The sequence below is a fragment of the Kocuria sp. CH-021 genome (assembly GCF_049716185.1).
In the GTDB taxonomy this organism is placed as follows: Bacteria; Actinomycetota; Actinomycetes; order Actinomycetales; family Micrococcaceae; genus Kocuria; species Kocuria cellulosilytica.
On sequence record NZ_JBNAFK010000019.1, the window covers coordinates 1 to 19,332 of the forward strand.

20 protein-coding genes are annotated in these 19,332 nt (G+C 73.7%); 5 read left to right on the top strand and 15 right to left on the bottom strand.

From position 1 onward, the window contains the following. Positions 1–154: 154 nt before the first annotated feature. The 3 genes from pucL to uraD form a co-directional block, all read right to left on the bottom strand. Entirely contained in the window at positions 155–1,066 is a 912-nt protein-coding gene (gene pucL / locus ACPYN7_RS13985; RefSeq protein ID WP_133411003.1) for a factor-independent urate hydroxylase, read from the bottom strand. Between the two features lie 73 nt (positions 1,067–1,139). Then, positions 1,140–1,466 carry a hydroxyisourate hydrolase gene (uraH, locus tag ACPYN7_RS13990; RefSeq protein ID WP_424348049.1) on the bottom strand — a complete coding sequence of 109 codons (327 nt, stop codon included), beginning with the start codon at positions 1,464–1,466 and terminating at the stop codon, positions 1,140–1,142. After that, complete coding sequence (gene uraD / locus ACPYN7_RS13995; protein ID WP_424348050.1) at positions 1,463–1,960, bottom strand: 2-oxo-4-hydroxy-4-carboxy-5-ureidoimidazoline decarboxylase; 498 nt, start codon at positions 1,958–1,960, stop codon at positions 1,463–1,465. The genes uraH and uraD overlap by 4 nt, the downstream gene beginning before the upstream one ends. A gap of 203 nt (positions 1,961–2,163) precedes the next feature. Here uraD and ACPYN7_RS14000 point away from each other — a divergent pair, with 203 nt between their 5' ends. The 3 genes from ACPYN7_RS14000 (at position 2,164) to bcp (ending at position 3,822) form a co-directional block, all read left to right on the top strand. After that, the gene (locus ACPYN7_RS14000; protein ID WP_424348051.1) at positions 2,164–2,946 is read left to right on the top strand and encodes an SDR family oxidoreductase; all 783 of its coding nucleotides are present in this window, start codon (positions 2,164–2,166) and stop codon (positions 2,944–2,946) included. A gap of 150 nt (positions 2,947–3,096) precedes the next feature. Next, the gene (locus tag ACPYN7_RS14005) at positions 3,097–3,282 is read left to right on the top strand and encodes a hypothetical protein (protein ID WP_368797222.1); all 186 of its coding nucleotides are present in this window, start codon (positions 3,097–3,099) and stop codon (positions 3,280–3,282) included. Positions 3,283–3,354: 72 nt separating this feature from the next. After that, positions 3,355–3,822, top strand: a complete 468-nt coding sequence (gene bcp, locus ACPYN7_RS14010) for a thioredoxin-dependent thiol peroxidase (RefSeq protein WP_298585530.1) — start codon at positions 3,355–3,357, stop codon at positions 3,820–3,822. Between the two features lie 157 nt (positions 3,823–3,979). On the opposite strand, the gene ACPYN7_RS14015 is transcribed toward bcp, so the two are convergent. Both ACPYN7_RS14015 and ACPYN7_RS14020 read right to left on the bottom strand, forming a co-directional pair. Continuing rightward, on the bottom strand, positions 3,980–4,810 hold the full coding sequence (locus ACPYN7_RS14015) for a RibD family protein (RefSeq protein ID WP_058873147.1): 831 nt from the start codon (positions 4,808–4,810) through the stop codon (positions 3,980–3,982). Between the two features lie 4 nt (positions 4,811–4,814). Then, positions 4,815–5,351 (bottom strand): hypothetical protein, encoded by a 537-nt coding sequence (locus ACPYN7_RS14020; protein WP_424348052.1) that lies wholly within the window; start codon positions 5,349–5,351, stop codon positions 4,815–4,817. Between the two features lie 246 nt (positions 5,352–5,597). Between ACPYN7_RS14020 and ACPYN7_RS14025 the strand changes: the two genes are divergently transcribed. Both ACPYN7_RS14025 and ACPYN7_RS14030 read left to right on the top strand, forming a co-directional pair. Further along, positions 5,598–5,861 carry a DUF3072 domain-containing protein gene (locus ACPYN7_RS14025; protein WP_424348053.1) on the top strand — a complete coding sequence of 88 codons (264 nt, stop codon included), beginning with the start codon at positions 5,598–5,600 and terminating at the stop codon, positions 5,859–5,861. A 27-nt stretch (positions 5,862–5,888) separates the two neighbouring features. Then, the gene (locus ACPYN7_RS14030) at positions 5,889–6,920 is read left to right on the top strand and encodes an NAD-dependent epimerase/dehydratase family protein (RefSeq protein WP_058873150.1); all 1,032 of its coding nucleotides are present in this window, start codon (positions 5,889–5,891) and stop codon (positions 6,918–6,920) included. 45 nt (positions 6,921–6,965) lie between these two features. Here ACPYN7_RS14030 and ACPYN7_RS14035 read toward each other — a convergent pair whose 3' ends face one another. The 10 genes from ACPYN7_RS14035 to ACPYN7_RS14080 all read right to left on the bottom strand — a co-directional run bounded on the left by ACPYN7_RS14035 (position 6,966) and on the right by ACPYN7_RS14080 (position 19,241). Further along, positions 6,966–8,285 (bottom strand): MFS transporter, encoded by a 1,320-nt coding sequence (locus ACPYN7_RS14035; protein WP_424348054.1) that lies wholly within the window; start codon positions 8,283–8,285, stop codon positions 6,966–6,968. A gap of 69 nt (positions 8,286–8,354) precedes the next feature. Further along, the gene (locus ACPYN7_RS14040; RefSeq protein WP_424348055.1) at positions 8,355–9,290 is read right to left on the bottom strand and encodes a hypothetical protein; all 936 of its coding nucleotides are present in this window, start codon (positions 9,288–9,290) and stop codon (positions 8,355–8,357) included. Further along, positions 9,287–9,991, bottom strand: coding sequence for a LuxR C-terminal-related transcriptional regulator (locus ACPYN7_RS14045; protein ID WP_424348056.1), 705 nt, complete (start codon positions 9,989–9,991; stop codon positions 9,287–9,289). The genes ACPYN7_RS14040 and ACPYN7_RS14045 overlap by 4 nt, the downstream gene beginning before the upstream one ends. Continuing rightward, complete coding sequence (locus ACPYN7_RS14050) at positions 9,991–11,451, bottom strand: histidine kinase (protein ID WP_424348057.1); 1,461 nt, start codon at positions 11,449–11,451, stop codon at positions 9,991–9,993. Before ACPYN7_RS14050 ends, ACPYN7_RS14045 begins: the two co-directional genes overlap by 1 nt. 242 nt (positions 11,452–11,693) lie before the next feature. Beyond that, on the bottom strand, positions 11,694–12,236 hold the full coding sequence (locus tag ACPYN7_RS14055; RefSeq protein ID WP_424348058.1) for a hypothetical protein: 543 nt from the start codon (positions 12,234–12,236) through the stop codon (positions 11,694–11,696). Positions 12,237–12,438: 202 nt separating this feature from the next. After that, a complete protein-coding gene (locus tag ACPYN7_RS14060) occupies positions 12,439–14,022 on the bottom strand; it encodes a thiamine pyrophosphate-binding protein (protein WP_424348059.1) in 1,584 nt (527 codons plus the stop codon). Positions 14,023–14,075: 53 nt separating this feature from the next. Next, complete coding sequence (locus ACPYN7_RS14065) at positions 14,076–15,479, bottom strand: aldehyde dehydrogenase family protein (protein ID WP_424348060.1); 1,404 nt, start codon at positions 15,477–15,479, stop codon at positions 14,076–14,078. Positions 15,480–15,617: 138 nt separating this feature from the next. Continuing rightward, positions 15,618–16,274 carry a cyclase family protein gene (locus ACPYN7_RS14070; protein ID WP_058873157.1) on the bottom strand — a complete coding sequence of 219 codons (657 nt, stop codon included), beginning with the start codon at positions 16,272–16,274 and terminating at the stop codon, positions 15,618–15,620. Next, the gene (locus tag ACPYN7_RS14075) at positions 16,261–17,775 is read right to left on the bottom strand and encodes a purine-cytosine permease family protein (RefSeq protein ID WP_424348061.1); all 1,515 of its coding nucleotides are present in this window, start codon (positions 17,773–17,775) and stop codon (positions 16,261–16,263) included. Before ACPYN7_RS14075 ends, ACPYN7_RS14070 begins: the two co-directional genes overlap by 14 nt. Next, a complete protein-coding gene (locus ACPYN7_RS14080) occupies positions 17,772–19,241 on the bottom strand; it encodes a sodium:solute symporter (protein ID WP_058873159.1) in 1,470 nt (489 codons plus the stop codon). The genes ACPYN7_RS14075 and ACPYN7_RS14080 overlap by 4 nt, the downstream gene beginning before the upstream one ends. Positions 19,242–19,332 lie beyond the last annotated feature (91 nt).

Here is a 19,332-nt window from a genome sequence, read left to right on the forward strand (position 1 = left end):
GGGGCGGGGGGGGGGGGGGGGCGGGGGGGGCGGGGGGGGGGGGGGGGGGGGGCGGGGGGGGGGGGGGGGGGGGGGGCGCCCCGCGCGGCCCCCGCCCGCCCCCCCCCCCCCCCCCGGCCGGTGCCGCCGTGGGCGGCACCGGGGAGTGCGGTGCTCAGCAGAAGCCGGCGATGCCCATCCAGGCGGACTCGTTCTCCGCGGCCCCCTTGCGCTGGATCGTGGCCTCGATGAGCCCGTAGGGGCGGTCGGCCGCCCAGTGGGTCTCCTTGTCGTTCTCGAGGCCGCAGAAGCCGAGGTCGTAGACGAAGTGGTGCTTGTTCGGGCACGAGAACTTGATCTCGTCGATCTCCGGGTGGGCCTCGATGACGGCCTTGCCCATCAGGTAGAGGGTCTCCTGCAGGGCCTTGGAGTAGTGGTCGGTGAACTTGGCCAGGATGATCTTCTTGACGTTCTCGTAGACGGCGTCGTAGTCCACGTCGGTGGTGTTGTAGCGCCACCGGGTCGCCACGTCCGTGGACATGATCCGGTCCTCGGTCTCGGGCAGGACCGTGTACTTGTCCTTCGGGTAGCCCGTGAAGCCGGACTGCGTGGACTTCAGGACGGTGAGGTCCTTGAACCCGGAGATCACCGTCCGCTCCTCGCCGTCGGCGACGACCACCGCGGTGCGCACTTCGTCCTTGTGCTGCACGAAGCAGTGGTCGTGGTCGTTGATGCGGTTCCACGCGTACTCCTGGGCCGCCCAGCGACCACCGGTGATCCAGTCGAACTCGCCGGTGAAGTGGTCGGCGAGCTTGAGCAGGAACTGCTCGGGGGACTCGATCCCGTACTGCTGGGCGAAGGCGAACACGGTCTGCTTCTGCGTGTCCGTGGGCACGCAGTGGGCGTTGTCGCCGAGGGTGTGCACCTCCTCCAGGTCGCCGCGCAGCTGCGAGGTGACCACGAGGTCGCGGATCTCGTGGCGGTCGGTGTCGCGGTTGATGCGCACCACGTGGTTCTCGGCCTTGCCGTACTGGTTCTTGCCCAGGACGACGGTGTCCGTGGTCTTCTCGGTGATGACGTCGGTCATGACGTTTCTCCTTGCACTCGAGGTTTCTGCTGATCGGGGCGGTCGAAGACGGGCTGACCCGTCGACTCCTGGGTCAACTGCCCCGGTAGGTGGAAAAGGCGAACGGGCTCAGCAGGAGCGGCACGTGGTAGTGCCTCTCCGTGGCCTGCACCGTGAAGTTCACCGTCACGAAGGGATAGAACGTCGGCTGGTTCCGGCCGGCGAAGTACTGTCCCGTGGCGAAGGTGATCCGGTAGTCGCCGGATTCCAGGGTCTCTGGGCCCAGTTCGGGCACGCGTCCGTCGGCGTTGGTCTCGGCGGTCGCGATGGAGGTGCCGTCGGCGGACTCGAGGGTCACGGTGATCCCCTGGGCGGGGGTGCCGGTGACGGAGTCGAGGACGTGGGCGGTGACATAGCTCATGGGGTGACGAGTCCTTCGAGTCGGAGGAGGGCGATCTGGCGCAGCTGGTCGGCGACCACGGCCCGTTCCGTCCCGGGGTCGTTGTCCATGCGGGCGGAGAGCTGCTCGAGGATCTCCTCGGGGGTGCGCCCCGCGGCGCGGATGAGGAAGACCTGGCCGAACCGCTCCTCGTAGGCGAGGTTGCCCTCGCGCAGGCGCTGCTGGACGTCGGTGTCCGTGGGGTCGACCGCGGACTGCTCCGCTCGCGACAGCCCGGCCTCCGCGTGGTCGCCCTCGGCCCGCTCGCCGATGCGAGGGTGGTGGGACAGGGCTCTTTCGATCTCCTCGGGGCTGAACGGTTTCGCGGCCGTCCGGGCCGTGCTGAGCAGGGCATCATGGTGGGCATAGGGCCGGGCGTCGACCACGGCCTGCACCCAGCGCGGGATGTCGAGCGCCGGCCGGACGACCTCGGCCGCCTGGGTCCTGCTGAGGGAGTTGAACGCGGTGAGCTTCATGGAGTGTGCCTGTCACCTCTCTGTATTCCATAATGTGGAAGAAAATTTTCACTATGTATAGTGAACTGGCTCACAAACCGAAAGTCAATGGTTTCATCCTCAGTGTTACTGATTTTTTGCAGAGAGGTGCCGCGCCTGAAACGTCAGTTTCACTGCGGGGCAGGAGGATTGCGGCCATGCCGAGGGAACACGGAAGGAATGTCATGGATGGAGCAGGTGATCGGCACGGCGGTCCGGGGGTGGAGGAGAAGGTGCTCGTGGTGACGGGCGCCGGTTCGGGGATCGGCCGCGCGGTGGCGCGCGCCTTCCTGGCGGCCGGGTGGGTGGTGGTGCTGGCCGGCCGGCGGCGTGCAGCCCTGGAGGAGACCGCCGAGGGCGCAGCTGGTGCCCGGATAGTCCCGGTGGATGTTGCCGACGCCGAGGGCGTGGCCTCGGCCTTCCGGGAGATCGAGGGGCTGACCGGGCGGATCGACGTGCTGTTCAACAACGCGGGCACCTTTGGGCCCCGCGGCGGGGCGGACGAGATTGATCCCGACGAATGGCAGCGCACCCTGCAGGTCAACCTGACCGGGACGTTCCTGTGCTCGGCACAGGCCGTCCGGATCATGAAGCGGCAGCAGCCCCGGGGTGGGCGGATCATCAACAACGGCTCGATCTCCGCGCACGCGCCCCGGCCCCTGTCTGCGGCCTACACCGCGAGTAAGCACGCCGTCACCGGCCTCACCCGGTCCCTGGACCTGGACGGGCGCCCCTACGGCATCACCTGCGGGCAGATCGACATCGGCAACGCGGCTACGGAGCTGCTGGCGGGCCTGGGTACGGACGGTGGCGCCCTGCAGGCGGACGGCACGCTGCGACCGGAGCCGAGCTTCCCCGTCGAGGAGGTGGGGCGGGCGGTGCTGATGATGGCCGAGCTGCCCGCCTCCGCCACGGTGAACTCGCTCGTGCTGACCGCCTCGGGGATGCCGTTCGCCGGCCGCGGCTGACGGATCGGCGCCGCACTCCGCGCCGGGGGCCGCTGCGACGCTGCCTCCGAGGGGCATCCGTTCTCGCGACCCCTCTTGACGAGCGCCCGAGAAGGTATTAATTTCATATTGTGGAAACTTAATTCCATAGTATGAATCCTGGAGGAACCCGTGAACCACACCGCGCCGTCGCCCGCACCAGCGATCTTCTTCGACTACACCGCCATCGACTGCGACCCGGACCTCAGCCGCCCGCTGCACCGCCACCGGCGGACCGCACCGCTGTGGGCGCTCGCGGTGTCCTCGGCCTGCGTGGGCGCGATGGTGGGCCGCGTGGCCGCTCGACGCCTCCCGTAACCACGTCCTCCAGGAGCCGGAGCAGACCAGCGCGCCGGCTCGCTTCACCGATCCACCCCTTGAGGAGAACCCATGACCCAGCAGATCCGGACCGGCCGGCAGGCCCCCGACCTCGCACTGACCGACCACGAAGGGCAGCAGGTTCGGCTCTCCGAGCTGCGCGACCACAAGGTGATCGTCTACTTCTATCCCAAGGCCTTCACTCCAGGCTGCACCTCCGAGGCGTGCGACTTCCGGGACAACCTCGCCTCGCTCCAGCACCTGGGCTACACCGTGCTCGGGGTCTCCGGCGACGACCCCGAGACCCTGTCCCGATTCGCCGAGGAGTACCACCTTCCCTACCGGCTGCTCTCCGACCCCGACGGGCAGGCCGCCCGGGCATGGGGCGCCTGGGGGGAGAAGACGGTCAACGGGGAGACCCGGACCGGCCCGCTCCGCTCGACCTTCGTCATCGAGCAGGACGGCACCGTGAGCTCCGCGGAGTACAACGTCCAGGCCGAGGGCCACGTCAAGAGTCTGCGGGACCGCCTGGGCGCCTGAGCCGCACCCGCCCGGAAGGAGCTTTGCGACGACGAGCGCGCCGAGCTGGGTACTGCGCCGGGGAATCGACGTCATCGCCCTGTCCTTCGCCCGCGACGCCTCCGACGACGCCCAGGGCGTGGGTGGGGTCCGGGGGTGGGCCCCGGCGGATCGGAGCTCAGGCCCGGAAGGTCAGCTCGGTGCAGAGGTCGTCGCCGAGCACGAAGCGGCGCACCGGGGCGCGCAGGGCCCCGGACAGGTGGTCCGCGCCGCGGAACCGGATGCCCGGCACGCCGTCCCCGATCAGCAGGGGTGCGGTGGTGAGGTAGAGCCGGTCCAGCGTCCCGGCCGCGAGGAACCTCGAGACGGTGCGTCCGCCGCCCTCGACCAGCACCCGGTGCAGGCCTCGCCCAGCCAGGGCCTCGAGCACGGCCCGGGGTGCCAGCCCGTGCTCGTCCGCGGGCACGGGCAGCACCGCGACGTGCGGGCTCGGGGGCGCGGGCACGTCCGCGTGCTCCCCGACGACCCACACGGTGGGCGCGGCGCCGTCCGTGAGCACCGCCGCGGTCAGCGGGGCCCGCGCCGAGGGGTCCAGGACCACCCGGGTGGGGTGGGGGCCGGGCACGGCGCGGACGGTCAGCCGGCAGTCGTCGGCGACGACCGTGCCGACCCCCACGACCACGGCGTCCACGAGCGCGCGCAGCCGGTGCAGGTGCTCCCGGTCCTGGGGGCCGGTCACGAACTCGGCGTGCCCGGTGCGGGAGGCGATGAACCCGTCCAGGCTCTGTCCCAGCTGGGCGAGCACGAGGGGCCCGCGGTGCGCCACGAGCGGCCCGTAGCGCTCGACGAGCTCCGCCCCCGGGGGCGGCACGGGACGGGCCCGGCCGGCCAGCAGGGCCTCCCAGGCGGCATCGGAGGCGGTGTCGCCGCCCGCGGGCGGAGCGGGGGCGGCATCGTCCGCGGGCGGTGGAGAACCGCCGGGGGCACGGGGCGCGGTGCTGTCGGTCACGGCGTCAGCTCCGGGCGAGGAACCGGTCCCGTGCCGTCTCCTCGGCGATGGCCCGCAGACGGTCGTACTGGTCGGCGGCGTCGGCCTCGAGCTTCGTCAGCTCCCCGGCGTCCAGGCGCGGCTCGGCGGGGGCGAGCTCCAGGAGCGTGACCCACATGCTGCGCTTGGCGACCACGAGGGATTGCAGCATCTCGAGCTCCCCGTGCGCGGCGATGCCGGCCCGCTCCCGGATCCGGCTCAGCGGATTGAGCCGGGAGGCGATGCCGGTGACGGTCCCGAGCCCCTTGGCCACCCGGCGCCGGCCGGAGCCCAGGCGGTCGAGCATCGCCTCGAGGTGGCCGATGTCGTTCTTGATCTCGCCGACGAACGCGGCGAACCGCTCCTCGTACGGCGTGCCGGCCCACGTGGTGGCCGCCTCGTCGAAGAGCCGCACCCCCGACAGGGCGCCCATGTAGTGCCCGAGCATGTAGGCCTCGAGCTTGTCGGGCCGGACCTCGGCACCCGCGGCGCCGTCCGGGCCGGTGTGCGGCTGCTCGCTCATCTGCTTCTCCTCGTTCGTGGGGCGGCTCGTGGGACCGCGCGTGGGCGGGCGCTGCCGGGGCGCCCGCCCGGGGCCTGCCGGTGGTCGTCCCGCGGGGATGTCCTCGGCCTCCCAGCCTACTGACTTCGTCCTCCGCGCGGCAGGAGACAAGCGGCGGGAGACAGGCGGCGGGAGACAGGCGGCGGCGGACGTGCGGCAGGAGGGGCCCCGGACGCGAACCATAAGGGACATGACTATCATGGGCGCATGACTGAGAACGCGAACGGAGCCCCCGACCCCGACGAGCAGGAGACCCTCGGCGCCTCCAGCCCCGAGCCGGGCAGCGGGCTCGACCGCGACCCGGACGAGTGGGCCACCGGCGAGGAGCCGATGACCAGCGCGCAGCGCAGCTACCTCGACACCCTGGCCCGCGAGGCCGGGGAGGAGCTGCCGGCGGACCTGACCAAGGCCGAGGCGTCCAAGCACATCCACCGTCTGCAGGGCGAGAGCGGCCGGGTCCAGGACCAGTAGGTCCTGCACCGGCGGAGGGGGAGCACCGTGAAGATCGTCGTCCTGGGAGCCACGGGCAACGTGGGCACCGCAGTGCTCCGGCGGCTGCACGCCGCGCCGGAGGTCACGCAGATCGTCGGGGTCTCCCGCGAGGGGCCCGAGCGGGACGGTGAGCCCTACGACGGCGTGGAGTGGCACACCGTCGACGTCGCCGCGAAGGAGTCCACCGCGGCGCTGGCGGAGATCCTGGCCGGCGCGGACGCCGTGATCCACCTCGTGTGGCTCATCCGCCCGAACCGGGACCTCGCCCTGATGCACGCGACGAACGTGGACGGCCTCGTCCACGTGCTCGACGCCGTGGTGCTCGCCGGCGTGCCCCAGGTCGTCTACCCCTCCTCGCTCGGGGCCTACAGCCCCGGGCCCAAGGACCGGACCGTGGACGAGTCCTGGCCCGTCGGCGGGGTCGAGACCTCGCACTACAACGTGCAGAAGGCGGAGACGGAGGCGGTGCTCAACCGGTTCGAGGAGTCCCACCCCGACGTGGTGGTGACCAGGCTGCGGCCCGGCTTCCTGTTCCAGGCCGGCGCCGCCCCCGAGATCGGGGACTACTTCCTCGGTGCCCTCGTGCCCAAGCGGCTGATCGCCCGGCTGCGCCTGCCCGTGCTGCCGTTCCCCGAGCAGTTCCGCTTCCAGACGCTGCACACCGACGACGTCGCGGACGCGTTCTGGCGGGTCATCCAGCACCGGGCCGGCGGGGCGTTCAACATCGCGGCCGAGCCGGTGCTCGGCGCCGACGGCGTGGCGCAGGTGCTCGGCGCCAAGCGGATCCTGCCGGTTCCTCCGGCCCTGGTCAGGGCCCTCGTGGCGATCACCTACCGGCTGCGGCTGCAGCCCACCGACCCGGGCTGGATCGACCTCGCCGGGGCCGTGCCCATCATGGACACCACGCGGATCCGCGAGGTCACGGGCTGGTCGGAGACCGTCAGCTCGCTCGAGGCGCTCCGCCAGATCGTGGACCACCTCGACGGCCGCGAGGGTCTCGGCAACCGGGAGCACCGGCCCAGCTCACCCCTGGTGTAGCCGTTCCGGCGCCCCGGGCGGCCGCGTCCCCGGGGGTCCTCCGGGTCAGCGGCGCCGGAGCAGGGCCAGCACCGCGCTGACCAGGACCATGGCGCAGGCCGCGCCGACCGCGGCGGCGAACGCGCCGCGGTGGCCGGCGGTCTCGGCCAGGAGACCGGCCAGCGCCGCGCCCACGGCGGACCCGAGGACCACGCCGCTCGCGAGCATCGTCATGACCGTGCCCAGCCGCTCCGGGCGGGCGACGTCCCCGCCGATGGTGTAGATCGTGACCATGGCGGGCCCCAGGGGCAGTCCCGCGAGCAGCAGCACCACGAGCATCGTCCCGATGCCGCTCGGCAGGAGGAACAGCAGGCTCAGGGCGGCCATGGCGGCGGAGCTGACCACCCAGCGGGCGGCGGGCCGGAAGCGCTCCGGCCACCACGCGACGGACAGCGCGGCGGCCGCCGAACTGATGCCGAGCACGGCGTAGAGCAGCCCGGTGGCGCTCTGCACGCCGAGCTCGCCGCCGAAGGCGTTGAGGCCGTTCTGCACGGCGCCGAAGAACGCGCCCATGGCCACCATGCCCAGCACGGGGAGCAGCACGAGGAGCCGCTCACGGCCGGGAACGGGACGGGCAGCCGCCAGCCGGCGGTCCTCGCGGGAGAGGGCCGGGACCGCCAGGCGCGTGGGGTGCACGGCGAAGGACGTGACCATCGTGAGCGTCAGGACCGCCGCGAGGACGAAGGGGGACCAGGGGGCGACCAGGGAGGCGAGCAGGCCCACCAGGGCCGGGCCGAGCACGAAGGTCAGCTCGTCGGCGGTGGACTCGTAGGACAGCGCGGTGTCCAGCTCCCGCCGGTTCCCGCCGACCAGCCCGCGCCACCGCACCCGGGCCAGCGGACCCACCTGGGGGCACGTGGCGCCCACGAGCAGGGACGCGCCCACGAGCAGCGGCACGGGCGGTGCGGCCGGCCCCGCGGGGGCGTGGGCGGTGACCAGCAGCAGCCCGATGGCCACGGCGTGGGCGAGGGCGGAGACCAGCAGGACGATCCGCTGGCCCAGCCGGTCGGCGAGGTGGCCCATCAGGGGCCCGCCCAGTGCCGAGCCGATGCCCACGGCGCCGGAGGCCAGGCCCCCGACGACGTAGGAGCCGCTGACGGCGGTGGCGAGCGTGAGCGCCCCGACGGTGAGCATCGCCAGGGGCAGGCGGGCCACGAAGGCGACCGGCAGGAAGTCGCGTCCCGCGAGGTGCACGAGCCGCGCGTACCGGCCGCCGGACGAGGGCGTCGTCCGGCGGCCGGTGGAGTGCTGCGCGGCCGCGGGCCGCTCCGCGGCGGGGATCCGGGCGGCGCGCTCAGCGGGGGCAGAGGTGGTCGGGGGGTTCACAGGGCTCCTCGGAGGAAGTGCGCACCGTCCCCCCTCCCGGTGCGCCCGACCCGGACAACAGGGGCCAGTCTATCGCTCGCGCGCCCCGCTGCCGGGGGTGGAGGACCGGTCTCCGTAGGTGATCTCCGCCGCACCCACGGCCGAGGAGACGTACAGGCAGGGCCGGTCACCGGGTGCGGCGGCGCAGACCGTGGCCGCCGTCAGGTCCTGGGGCTCGCGCTCGTCCGCCCCGGGCACCACGGGGACCCACCAGTCGGACTCCGGGAGCGAGGCCTCGACGGCCCCCGCGCGGGTCGTGACGGACACGCGCCGCGGGGCCTCGCCCAGGAGCCGGACCTCGGTGGCCCCGACCTCGGTGTGCACGTCCAGGTCCTCGCGCACCCGGACCCCGTCGAGGTCGACGGCGCCGACCTCCGAGGCCGCCCACAGGGTGCGGGCGCTGCCGCTCATCTCGATCACGCCGGCCTCGGTGTCGAGCCGGACGTCGCCGAAGTCGCCCTCGACGTCGAGCGCGCCGGCGTCCCCGGAGAGCCGCAGGTCCACGGGCTCGTCCTCGGCCGGGACGGTGACCCGCACGTGCATCCCGCTGCCGGCGCCGGGCCAGGAGCCCGAGGGGAGGGAGTCGATGCTCAGCCGGCCGTCCTCCACCCGCGGCTCGGGGGCGTTCTCGAGGTGGAAGCCGGCGTACACGGACTCCACCCGCAGCTGCGGGACGTCGGCCGTCACGACCTCGATGACAGCCGACCGCCCGTCGACCACGACCGTGTCCACGGACTCGGTCACCGTGGTGTCCACCCGGTGCTCCTGGACGGACAGGGACGCGGCCGCGGTGGCGCCGCCGGCGCCCAGCAGGAGGAGGGCGCCGAGACCGCCGAGCACGGCGGTGGGCACGAGCCACGCGGTGCGCTCGTTCTCGCTGACGACGTCCTGGACGGCGACGTCGCCGGGGACGGCGCCGGGGGACGTGACGTCGCGGGAGGCGGGGTGCTCGGGGTGGGTGCTCATGGCCGGAACTCCTGGTTCGACTGGTGGGCTGGTGCGGAGTGGCCGGGCCCGGGGTCCGGGTAGCCGAGGTAGCGCAGGACCGCGCGGACGCGGCGGTTGCCGCCGTCCTCGTGGGCGAGGCCCAGCTTGGTGAACACGGAGCGGATGTGCTTCTCCACCGAGGACTCGGTGAGGAACAGGTTCGCGGCGACCGAGGCGTTCGAGAGCCCCTGGGCCATGAGCCCGAGCACCTCGTGCTCGCGCGGGGAGAGCAGGTCCAGGTCCTGCCGGTGCCGGGAACGCACGAGCAGCTGGGAGACGACCTCCGGGTCCAGGACGGTGCCTCCCGCACCCACGGTCTCCACGGACTCGAGGAACTGGTCGACGTCCGCGACCCGGTCCTTGAGCAGGTACCCCAGCCCGTCCCGGCGGGACGCGATGAGCTCCGAGGCGTAGCGCTCCTCGACGTACTGCGAGAGCACGAGCACCGCGATCCGCGGGTGCTGGGAGCGGACCAGGACGGCGGCGCGGATGCCCTCGTCCGTGAACGTCGGCGGGAGCCGCACGTCCACGAGGGCGAAGTCCGGCTCGTGCTGCTCGACGGCCTTCAGCAGGTCCTCGGCGGTGTCGACGTCGGCGACCACGTCGTGCCCCGCCTCGGTCAGCAGGCGGACGAGGCCCGCGCGCAGGAGGACGGCGTCCTCGGCGATGACGATGCGCATCAGGAACCCGCCCCCAGGGCGACCGGCAGCTCGACGGTCAGCTCGGTCGGCCCGCCCGCGGGCGAGTCGAGGAAGAAGTGCCCGCCCGCGGAGCGGATCCGGTCGGCGATCCCGGACAGGCCGCCGCCGGGGACCACCACGGCGCCGCCGCGGCCGTCGTCGGCGATCCGGGCGACCACGCGGGTGCCTCCCGCGGGGTCGTCCTCGAGGCCCACCCGCACCGACGCGGCGCCGGCCTGGGCGTGCTTGACCAGGTTGGCGATGCCCTCGGAGACCGCGAAGTACACGGCGGCCTCGGTCTCCGGCGCCAGCCGCGGCACCCGGACGTCCACGGCGACCGGGACGGGGGACTGGGCGGCCACGGCGGAGAGAGCGGCGTCGAGGCCCCGGTCCTCCAGGACCGCCGGGTGGAAGCCGCGGGCGAGGCGGCGCAGCTCGGCGATCGCGGCCTTCGTGGTGGCGTGCGCCTCCCCGATGAGGTCCTTGGCCCCGGCGGGGTCGTGGTCGATCCGCCGCTGGGCCATCGACAGGTTCATGGCCACGGACACGAGCTGGGGCTGCACGCCGTCGTGCAGGTCGCGCTCGATCCGGGAGCGCTCGGTGCGGGCGCCGCGGACCGCGGTCTCGCGGGCGGCCGCGGCCTCGGCGGCCCGGCGGCGCAGCTCCGCCGCCTCGTCCACCCGCAGCAGCAGCCGGGACAGGCCCCGGTGCGCGGCCACGGCGAGGAGCACGACGAGCAGCCCGAGGAGCGCCAGGGTGATCCCGGTCAGGACCACGGCCCAGTCCGGCCACGTCCCGACCACGTCGGAGGGCCACAGCGGGTTGTTCGGCGCCGCGTACAGCGGCGCGAAGGCCAGGGCCACGGCGGCGCCGGTGCCGGCCAGGGCGGCCACGGCCACCCAGCCCAGGGCCGTGGTGAGGAGCAGGTGCAGCAGGCCCGTCCAGAACGCGGCGTCGGAGACGTCCAGCCACCACTGGTGGACGATCCGCCAGCCGTCGGTGCGGGACGAGCGGCGCCGGCGCGGGGCGGGCAGGTGCAGCCCGAACGCGGCTTGCGTGCGGCGGCGCTCGACCCACTCGACCCCGCGGACGGCGTAGATCGCGGCCACGAGCAGGACCACGCCCACCAGGGCGGCGAGCGAGGCGAAGCCGGCGGAGACCAGGGACACGAGGGCGGTCAGCCACAGCGTGCCGAGCGCGGCGTCCACCACGAGGTCGGTGGTGCCGAAGAAGAGGGTCCTGGGGGACCACGGTCCCCACTCCCGGAAGCGGGGGCCGGGGCCCGCGGCGCGGGAGCCGGCGGCCGGGCCGTGGGCGGCGGCCGGGCCGTGGGCGGCGGCCGGGGCCCCGGGACCGGTGCCGGGGGCGTCGGCGGGGCGCCCGGGACCGGTGTCGGGACCGGTGCCGGGGTTGCCCCACGGCACGGGTGGAAGGGGTCGGGTCTCGTGCGGTGTGCTCATGCCCTCACGCTACGGTCGCGGGGGCTCCCGGCACTGCGACGTTCTCCACCTGTTCCTCCTGCGGTTTTCCGCACCCCGTCCCGCACCCCGTCCCGCGCCGCACCCCGTCCCGCACCCCGTCCCGCGCCGCGGCCCGGGCCGTCCGTCGTGCGCCCGTTCCGGGCGGGCCGGCAGAGCAGTGCCCCGCCGCGGTGCGCTGAGCACTCCGGCGGGGCACGGCCCTCGGCGCAGGGGACGCGGCCTCACCCCTCCTGCTGGGTCACGGTGACCTCGGTGGCCCGGACGTAGGACTCGCCCTCCATGTCGGTGAGCTCGTCGCCGAGGTCCACCCCGAGGTCCTCCTCGGCGGCGGCCACGTCCAGGGACGCCTGGAGCGTGCCGGTGAGCTCGACCACGGCACCGTCCTCGAGCTCCGGCAGGTCGGCGTCGTGCAGCACGAGCAGCGAGCCCAGCTCGACGTCGTCCGGGTCCGTGAGCTGCAGCGCGTTCGGCGAGACGACGTCCTCGACCTCACCGGTGAGGGTCACCTCCTGGCCCTCGTAGAGGGCCCGGTCGTCGCTGAACTCCCGGTTGTACGCGCCGTTGTAGGGGGCGACGACGTCCGCGGGCCCTGTCGTGCCCTCCTGCGGCGCCGGCGAGGACTCCAGGACCTCGCTCTCCTGCACGTCCTCGACGTCGGTGCCGGTCTCCTCCTCACCGCCACCGCATCCGGCCAGGGCAAGTCCGGCGGCGGCGAGCAGACTGGCCGCGGCCTTGCGGGTGCTGTGGGTCTCACGCGTGCTCATGATGTGCCTCCTGGTGTTGGCCATGGTCACCGGTCCGGCGCCTCGGCGGTGGGGCACCGGATCCGGCTGCGTGCTCCTTCACCGTAAGCAGGCTTTTCCTCGGCTCACAAGGGATGACGTCCGACTCTGCGGGGGCTCCACGGGTCTTCCGAGGACACTCTGCGCGAGCCGTGACCGCCGCGTGACGCGCCGGCCGGCCGGCTCAGATCCGCAGGTGGACGAGGCTCGGCCCCTTCACCGCGAGCGCCTCGACGACCTTCTCGGCGAGGTCCTCCGGGGTGGCCTCGAAGCCGACCGCGCCGAAGGCCTCAGCGAGGGCGGGCCAATCCGGCTGCCGCAGGTCCACGGCGAGCGGGTCGATGTCCCGGTCGGCCATGTTCTGCCGGATCTCGCCGTAGCCGCCGTTGTCCACGCACACGATCGGGAGGTCCACGCCGAGCTCCACGGCGGTCATCAGCTCCTGGATCGAGAACATCAGGGCGCCGTCGCCCACGAGGCACAGCACGGGACGGTGCGGGGCGGCGAGCTTCGCCCCGATCGAGGCCGGCAGGCCGTAGCCGAGGGTCGCGTAGGTCCCCATGTAGAGCAGGGAGTGCGGGAGCTGGGCGCGGAAGAACGTGGTGGAGCCCAGATAGGTGACCTGGGAGGAGTCGCCGCCGATGATCGTGTCCTCCGGCACCACGGCCATGATCGTCTCGTTGAGCGCCGCGAGCTCCGGCGCGGTGCGGCGGCCCTCGTCGTCGAGCCGGGCGAAGACCTCGGTGAGGTCGCGCGGGGGGCGCGGCGCGATCGGGCCGATCGCCTCGAGCAGCTGCGGGACCACGGCCGCGGAGTGGCCGGGCAGCTCGATGTCCGGGTCGAGGTTGCACAGCATCTGGTCGCGCATGATGTCCACGCGCACGATCGGCCCCCGGGGCGTGATGTCCCCGCCCCACAGCTCGGCCTCGCCGACCTTCGAGCCGATGACCAGCAGGGCGTCGGCGGAGCGCAGGAACTCGTGCGCGGTGGACAGGCGCAGGTCGGCGCCCAGTGCGAGGCGGTGCCGCTCGGGGATCGCTCCCTTGCCGTTGGTCGTGGTGATCACGGGCGCCTCGAGCAGCTCGGCGAGCTCGAGCAGCCGCCTGCCGGCGGCCAGCGAGCCGCCGCCGGCCAGGATCACGGGGCGCTCGGCGCCGCGGAGCGCCTCGGCGGCGCGGCGCACGTCGTCGGCCGGGGCCGGCTGCGGCGCGCCGAGCGGGCGGGGCGCCAGCTGCCGGTCGGTGCAGTGGAGCTCCGCCTCCAGCACGTCCAGGGGGATCTCGATGTGCACCGGGCGGGGGCGGGAGTGGGCGAAGTCCCGGAAGGCGTCGTGGACCATGGTCACGGCCTCGGAGCCGCTCGTCACCCGGCGGCTGCGGCCCACGATCGCGTCCACGGCCGCGGACGGGTTCTTCGTCTCGTGCAGCGAGCCGATGTCCCGGAAGTCCTGGCCCAGCGGCCGGCCGGGGGAGAGCAGGATCATGGGCCGGGACTCGGCGTAGGCCGTGGCCGCGCCGGACAGCGAGTTCAGCAGGCCCGGCCCGGACGTGGTGATGACGACCCCGGGCAGCCCCGAGACCTGGCTCCACCCGTCCGCGCCGTACGCGGCGCCCTGCTCGTGCCGCGGGGTGACCGCGCGGATGCCCAGCTCGCGCAGCGGGCGGTAGAACTCGAGGGAGTGGGTTCCGGGGATGCCGAAGACGGTGTCGACGCCGTAGCCCCGGAGGGTCTCCAGCACGGCACGGGCGGTGGTCCTGCGGGCGGTCATGAGCGGTCCTCCAAGGGGTGGTGGGAGCGGGACGGAAGGAGCAGGGGCGGAGGTCAGTCCTGGACGTAGAGCAGGCGCTTGTTGACGAACTCGTCCATGCCGAGCGGGCCGAGCTCGCGGCCGTAGCCGGAGCGCTTGACCCCGCCGAAGGGCATCCCGGCGCCCTCGGCCTCGGCGGCGTTGACGGCGGCCATCCCGCACTCCAGCTGCTCGGCGACCCGCCGGGCGCGCTCGGGGTCGGTGCTGAAGACGGCACCGCCGAGGCCGTAGGGGGTGTCGTTGGCCAGGGTCAGCGCCTCGTCGTCGTCGGCCGCCCGGTACACGACGGCCACGGGGCCGAAGAGCTCCTGGTGGTGGGCGGCCATGCCCGGGGTGATCCCGGTGAGCACGGCCGGCTCCAGGTAGGCGCCCGGGCCCTCGAGCAGCCGCCCGCCGGCGTGCAGGGTCGCCCCGGCGTCCACGGCCTCCTGGATCCGGGCCGCCAGCCCCTCGGCCGCGGCGCGGGAGGACAGGGGCGCGAAGGTGCCGGGTGCGTCGGCGGCCGGGTCGCCCGGGGTCAGCGCCCGGGCCTGGCGGGTCAGCTCGGCGACGAACTCGTCGTAGAGGTCCGCGGAGACGATCATCCGCTTGTTGGAGTTGCAGGCCTGGCCGGTGTTGCCCATCCGGGTCGCGAAGGCCGCCCGGGCGGCCTCGGCCGGGTCCTCGGCGTCCAGCACGACGTAGGGGTCGGAGCCGCCGAGCTCGAGGACGACCTTCTTCAGGTTCCGCCCGGCGACCTCGGCGACGGCCGCCCCGGCCCGCTCGGACCCCGTGAGGGACACCCCCTGGACCCGGGGGTCGGCGATGATGTCCGCGACCTGGTCGTGGCTCGCGAAGACATTGACGTATCCGCCGGCCGGCACCCCGGCGTCGGCCAGCAGCTGCTCCAGGGCCAGGGCGGCCCGGGGGCAGGACTCGGCGTGCTTGAGCAGGATCGTGTTGCCCAGCACCAGGTTGGGGGCCGCGAAGCGGGCCACCTGGTAGTAGGGGTAGTTCCACGGCATGATCCCCAGCAGCACCCCCACCGGGCGCTTCTGGATCACCGCCCGGCCTCCGCCGGAGGCCGTGATGGGCTGGTCGGCGGCGAGTTCCGGGCCCTGCTCGGCGAAGTAGCCGAAGATCTCGGCACAGAACTGCACCTCCTCGCGGGCCTCGGAGAGGGGTTTGCCCATCTCCTCGGTGATGATCGCGGCGAGCTCCTCGGTCCGCTCGGCGAACAGCTCGCCGGCCCGGGCGGCGACGGCCGCCCGCTCCTGGATCGGCCGGGACCGCCAGTCGTGGAAGGCGGCGTCGGCGGCGGCCAGCGCCTCCTGGACCTGGTCCTCGGTGGCCGTGGGGTACTCGGCCAGCACCTGGCCGGTGGCAGGGTTGACGGACCGGTAGGGGGACGGGGCGGTGACGGGGACATCAGCGGACATGGCGGGATCTCTCCTCGGGGAACGGGGTGTCGTCGGTGTCGTCGGGGTGGGGAGTGCCGGGAAGGGGGCCGCCGGAGCGGGACCCGCCGGGGTGCGGGCGGGGCCCGGCCGTCCGTGCCCGGGGCGGCGGTGCGGGGCTCACAGCTGCATCGCCACCGCCCGGACCGGGGAGCCGTCCAGGCCGCGCAGCCGCAGCGGCAGGGCGCTCAGCAGCGGATCCGGCCAGGTGACGGCGTGCAGGTTCGTCAGGTTCTCGATGATCGCCCCGCCCGCTCCCAGGACCGCCGCGTGCACCGGCAGCTCGAGCGGGCCGGTCGAGGAGGCGTCCGGGGTGCGGTCCGGGTTGAGGGTGTCGACGCCGAGCACGCGCACGCCCGCCGACAGCAGCCGCTCGGCGACGCCCACGTCCAGCACCGGGTGCCGCAGGTAGCGCGGCGTGCCGAAGTGCCGGGACCAGTCGGTGCGGAACAGCACGATCGTGCCGGCGGGGACGTCCTCCAGCTGCGCGCGGACGTCGTCCCAGCCGATCACGGCGTGCTCCCGGAGGTCCGGCACGTGCACCACGCGGGCCGGTCCGACCAGCCGGGAGAGATCGAGCTCGTCCACGGGCGAGCCGCCGTCCACGGTGTGCAGGGGCGCGTCCACGTGCGTCCCGCTGTGCGTGCCCAGGTGCAGCTCGGCCACCTGGAAGCCGTCCTGCGGGACGGACGCCGCGAGCCGGCCGTCCACCGGCGGATCCCCCGGGAAGACCTGCATGCCGGCCTCCACAGGGTGGCTCAGGTCAACGAGGAGCATCGGCGGCCTCCTCCGGCCGGCCGGCCTCGCCGGCCCTGCCGCACCCGTCCGGGGCGGCGGCCCCGTCCGGGGCGCCGGGCCCGTCCAGGGCGGAGGCCCGGCCGGGCCCGGCGCCGGGCGCGTGCGCCTCGTCCGCCGCGTCGGAGAGGTGGCGCTGCACCGGCCGGCCCGCCACGACCCTCCCGGCCGCCACGGCCCAGCCCAGGTAGAGCGCCGCGGACACGGCGAACGTGGGGATCGTGGCGCCCACCGGGCTCGGCAGCACGTAGGTGAGCACGAGGGACGTGGCCGCGCCGACGAGCCACACCGGCACGGCGGCGGGATTGACCCCGCCCCGGTACCAGTACCGGCCGCCGTGCCCCCGCAGGATGTCCGCGGCGTAGGCGCCGCGCTTGACCACGTAGTAGTCCACCAGCATGATCGCGAAGACCGGCAGGAACAGGGAGCCGATCAGCACCAGGAAGCCGGTGAACTGGTCCAGCAGGCCCAGCCAGGTGGACCCGAGGACCGACACGGCTCCCAGCACCAGCGCCGTGGGCAGGAACCGCACCCGGCGCGAGGGCGCGAGGTTCACCACCGAGGAGACCATGCCGTAGACGACCATGGTGTTGGTGGCCATCACCGACAGGAAGATCACCACCGCCAGGGGCGCGCCGAAGGCGGCGACGAGCACCGTCGGGTCGAAGCCGACCGCCTCCCCGCCGTCGAGCACCACGTAGCCGATCGCGGTCGCCCCGAGGCTCATGGCGGCGACCGTGGACAGGACGTAGCCCGTGCCGGAGCCGACCATGCCCGCGGCCTGCGTCCGGGCGAGGCGGTTGAACTCCGCGGAGAGCACCGTCCAGGAGACGGCCGTGGCGATGACCACGTCGAGGACCGTGATGGAGGACCAGCCCGCCCCGGCGTCCACGGGCAGGGCGGCGAAGCCGGCCGGCGGGTAGGAGGTGAACGCCACGGCGAAGACCCAGGCCATGATGCCCAGGATCACCGCCGCCAGCCACGGCTCGACCCGGGCGATGCCCTCGTGGCCGAAGACGGCCAGGGTCACGACCAGCGTCTGGCAGAGCACGGAGAACAGCACCGGGTTGGAGTAGCCGGTCGCCTGCGCCACCAGGAAGTTCACGGTGACGCCGGCGAGCATGGCCTGCACCCAGCTCCAGCCCATGAGGATGACCACGTTCGCGGCCACCGGGAGGAAGGAGCCGCGCAGCCCGAAGGAGCCCTTGGTCAGGGACATGGTGGGGAGGCCGGTGCGCGTGCCCATGTTCCCCACGAGCACCAGCACCGTCCCGCCGATCAGCGTGCCCAGCACGATCATGGCCAGGGCCGTGGGCCAGTAGACCCCGGGCACGAACAGCGTTCCCGTCAGCAGCGTGGTCACCACGAGGTTCGCCGCGAGCCAGATCATCCCGATCCGGCCGGCCCCCAGCGTGCCCCGCAGCGGGCCGTAGCCCTCGGAGTTCTCGTCCAGGTGGTCGGAGAGCCGGGACCAGGCGCTCACGAGCGGACCTCCGTGCGCTCGGCGCCGGCCGGACCGGAGCCCGCGAGGCGCTCGTTCCACTGCCGCAGCACCCCGGCGTGGGTGGGACGGGACAGCAGCGAGACGACCACGTAGACGAGCGCCGAGCTCGCCAGCCCCAGGTAGATGGGGGCGTTGGCGAGCACGCCGAACACCGCCATGGACGCCACGGTCACCACGGACCCGACGAGCATGGACAGGGCCGCGCCGAGGCTCGTGCCCCGCCGCCACACGAGCCCGCCGAGGATCGCGACGAGCAGACCGCCCACCAGGATGTCGTAGGCGATGGTCAGGGCGGTGACGGTGTCCGAGACGAAGATCGAGATCCCGGTGATCACCACGCCGAAGACGAGCACGTAGACCCGGTCACCGCGCAGCGCCTCGGCGGTGCCCTCCGGGGCGGGGGCCGCGTGCCGGGTGACCAGGGACCGCAGGGTCGGCACGACGTCCACCCGGGCGACCGTGGCCGCGGCGATGAGCGCGCCCGAGGCCGTGGACATCATGGCGGCGACACCGGCGGCGAGCACCACCCCGCCGAGCCCGGCCGGGACGTACTGCTGCGCCATCGTGGCGAACGCGTCGTCCGGGGAGGCGAGGTCCGGGGCGACCGCGGCGGCCGTCATCCCGATGACGGCCCCGGCCACGCCGTAGAGCCCCACGTAGGCGGCGGAGGCGAGCCCGCCCCAGCGGGCGACCCGGGGCGAGCGGGCGGTGAAGACGCGCTGCCAGATGTCCTGGCCGATCAGCATGCCGAAGCCGTAGACCACGAACTGGGTGACGATCGCCTGCGTGCCCATGCCGTCCCAGGTGAAGTACGTGGCGTCGAGCCGCTCCTCGAGCCCGGACCAGCCGCCCGCGGCGGAGAGGGAGAACGGCAGCAGGATCAGGAACAGCCCGATCGTCATGAACACGAACTGCATCATGTCGGTGAGCGTGATCGACCACATCCCGCCGAGCACGGAGTAGGCCACGACCACCACGCCGCCGAGCAGGATCGCCCAGGCCCGGTCGACCGGGAAGAGGACGGAGAAGATCGCGGCGTACGCGGACGTGGACGTCACGGACAGCATCACGGTGTAGGCGAGCATCACGAACGAGGACGCCTTGGCCCCGCCGCGCTCGCCGTAGCGCAGCTGCAGCATCTGGGAGACCGTGAAGACCCTGAGGGACTGGATGCGGCCGGCGAAGAACAGGCTGAGCGCGGCCAGGCCCGCGGCGATCGCCACGACCAGCCACATCCCGGAGATGCCGTAGGTGAAGCCGAGGCCCACCCCGCCCACGGTGGAGGCGCCGCCCAGGACCACGGCGGCCATGGTGCCCGTGTAGAAGCCGGGGCCCAGGCGGCGGCCGGCCACCCGGTAGTCCTCGGCGTCGTGCGCCCGGCGGCTGGCCCAGAGCCCGACCGCCACCATGGCGACCAGGTACAGCACGATGATCAGCACGTTCATGGATGTCACTGCTTCCTCGGGGCGCTGCCGCCCACGGGGTCGGTCGGGGGAGTTCCTCACCGCGGGTTGTCCAGCAAGAAACAAAAGTTGT

Excerpts from the sequence above, each read along its gene's own strand:
- ACPYN7_RS14080 (WP_058873159.1), bottom strand. The coding sequence starts at position 19,241 with ATGAACGTGCTGATCATCGTGCTGTACCTGGTCGCCATGGTGGCGGTC.
- bcp (WP_298585530.1), top strand. The coding sequence starts at position 3,355 with ATGACCCAGCAGATCCGGACCGGCCGGCAGGCCCCCGACCTCGCACTG.
- ACPYN7_RS14055 (WP_424348058.1), bottom strand. The coding sequence starts at position 12,236 with ATGAGCACGCGTGAGACCCACAGCACCCGCAAGGCCGCGGCCAGTCTG.
- ACPYN7_RS14070 (WP_058873157.1), bottom strand. The coding sequence starts at position 16,274 with ATGCTCCTCGTTGACCTGAGCCACCCTGTGGAGGCCGGCATGCAGGTC.
- uraD (WP_424348050.1), bottom strand. The coding sequence starts at position 1,960 with ATGAAGCTCACCGCGTTCAACTCCCTCAGCAGGACCCAGGCGGCCGAG.
- uraH (WP_424348049.1), bottom strand. The coding sequence starts at position 1,466 with ATGAGCTATGTCACCGCCCACGTCCTCGACTCCGTCACCGGCACCCCC.
- pucL (WP_133411003.1), bottom strand. The coding sequence starts at position 1,066 with ATGACCGACGTCATCACCGAGAAGACCACGGACACCGTCGTCCTGGGC.
- ACPYN7_RS14040 (WP_424348055.1), bottom strand. The coding sequence starts at position 9,290 with ATGAGCACCCACCCCGAGCACCCCGCCTCCCGCGACGTCACGTCCCCC.
- ACPYN7_RS14050 (WP_424348057.1), bottom strand. The coding sequence starts at position 11,451 with ATGAGCACACCGCACGAGACCCGACCCCTTCCACCCGTGCCGTGGGGC.
- ACPYN7_RS14025 (WP_424348053.1), top strand. The coding sequence starts at position 5,598 with ATGACTGAGAACGCGAACGGAGCCCCCGACCCCGACGAGCAGGAGACC.
- ACPYN7_RS14020 (WP_424348052.1), bottom strand. The coding sequence starts at position 5,351 with ATGAGCGAGCAGCCGCACACCGGCCCGGACGGCGCCGCGGGTGCCGAG.
- ACPYN7_RS14065 (WP_424348060.1), bottom strand. The coding sequence starts at position 15,479 with ATGTCCGCTGATGTCCCCGTCACCGCCCCGTCCCCCTACCGGTCCGTC.
- ACPYN7_RS14000 (WP_424348051.1), top strand. The coding sequence starts at position 2,164 with ATGGATGGAGCAGGTGATCGGCACGGCGGTCCGGGGGTGGAGGAGAAG.
- ACPYN7_RS14060 (WP_424348059.1), bottom strand. The coding sequence starts at position 14,022 with ATGACCGCCCGCAGGACCACCGCCCGTGCCGTGCTGGAGACCCTCCGG.
- ACPYN7_RS14045 (WP_424348056.1), bottom strand. The coding sequence starts at position 9,991 with ATGCGCATCGTCATCGCCGAGGACGCCGTCCTCCTGCGCGCGGGCCTC.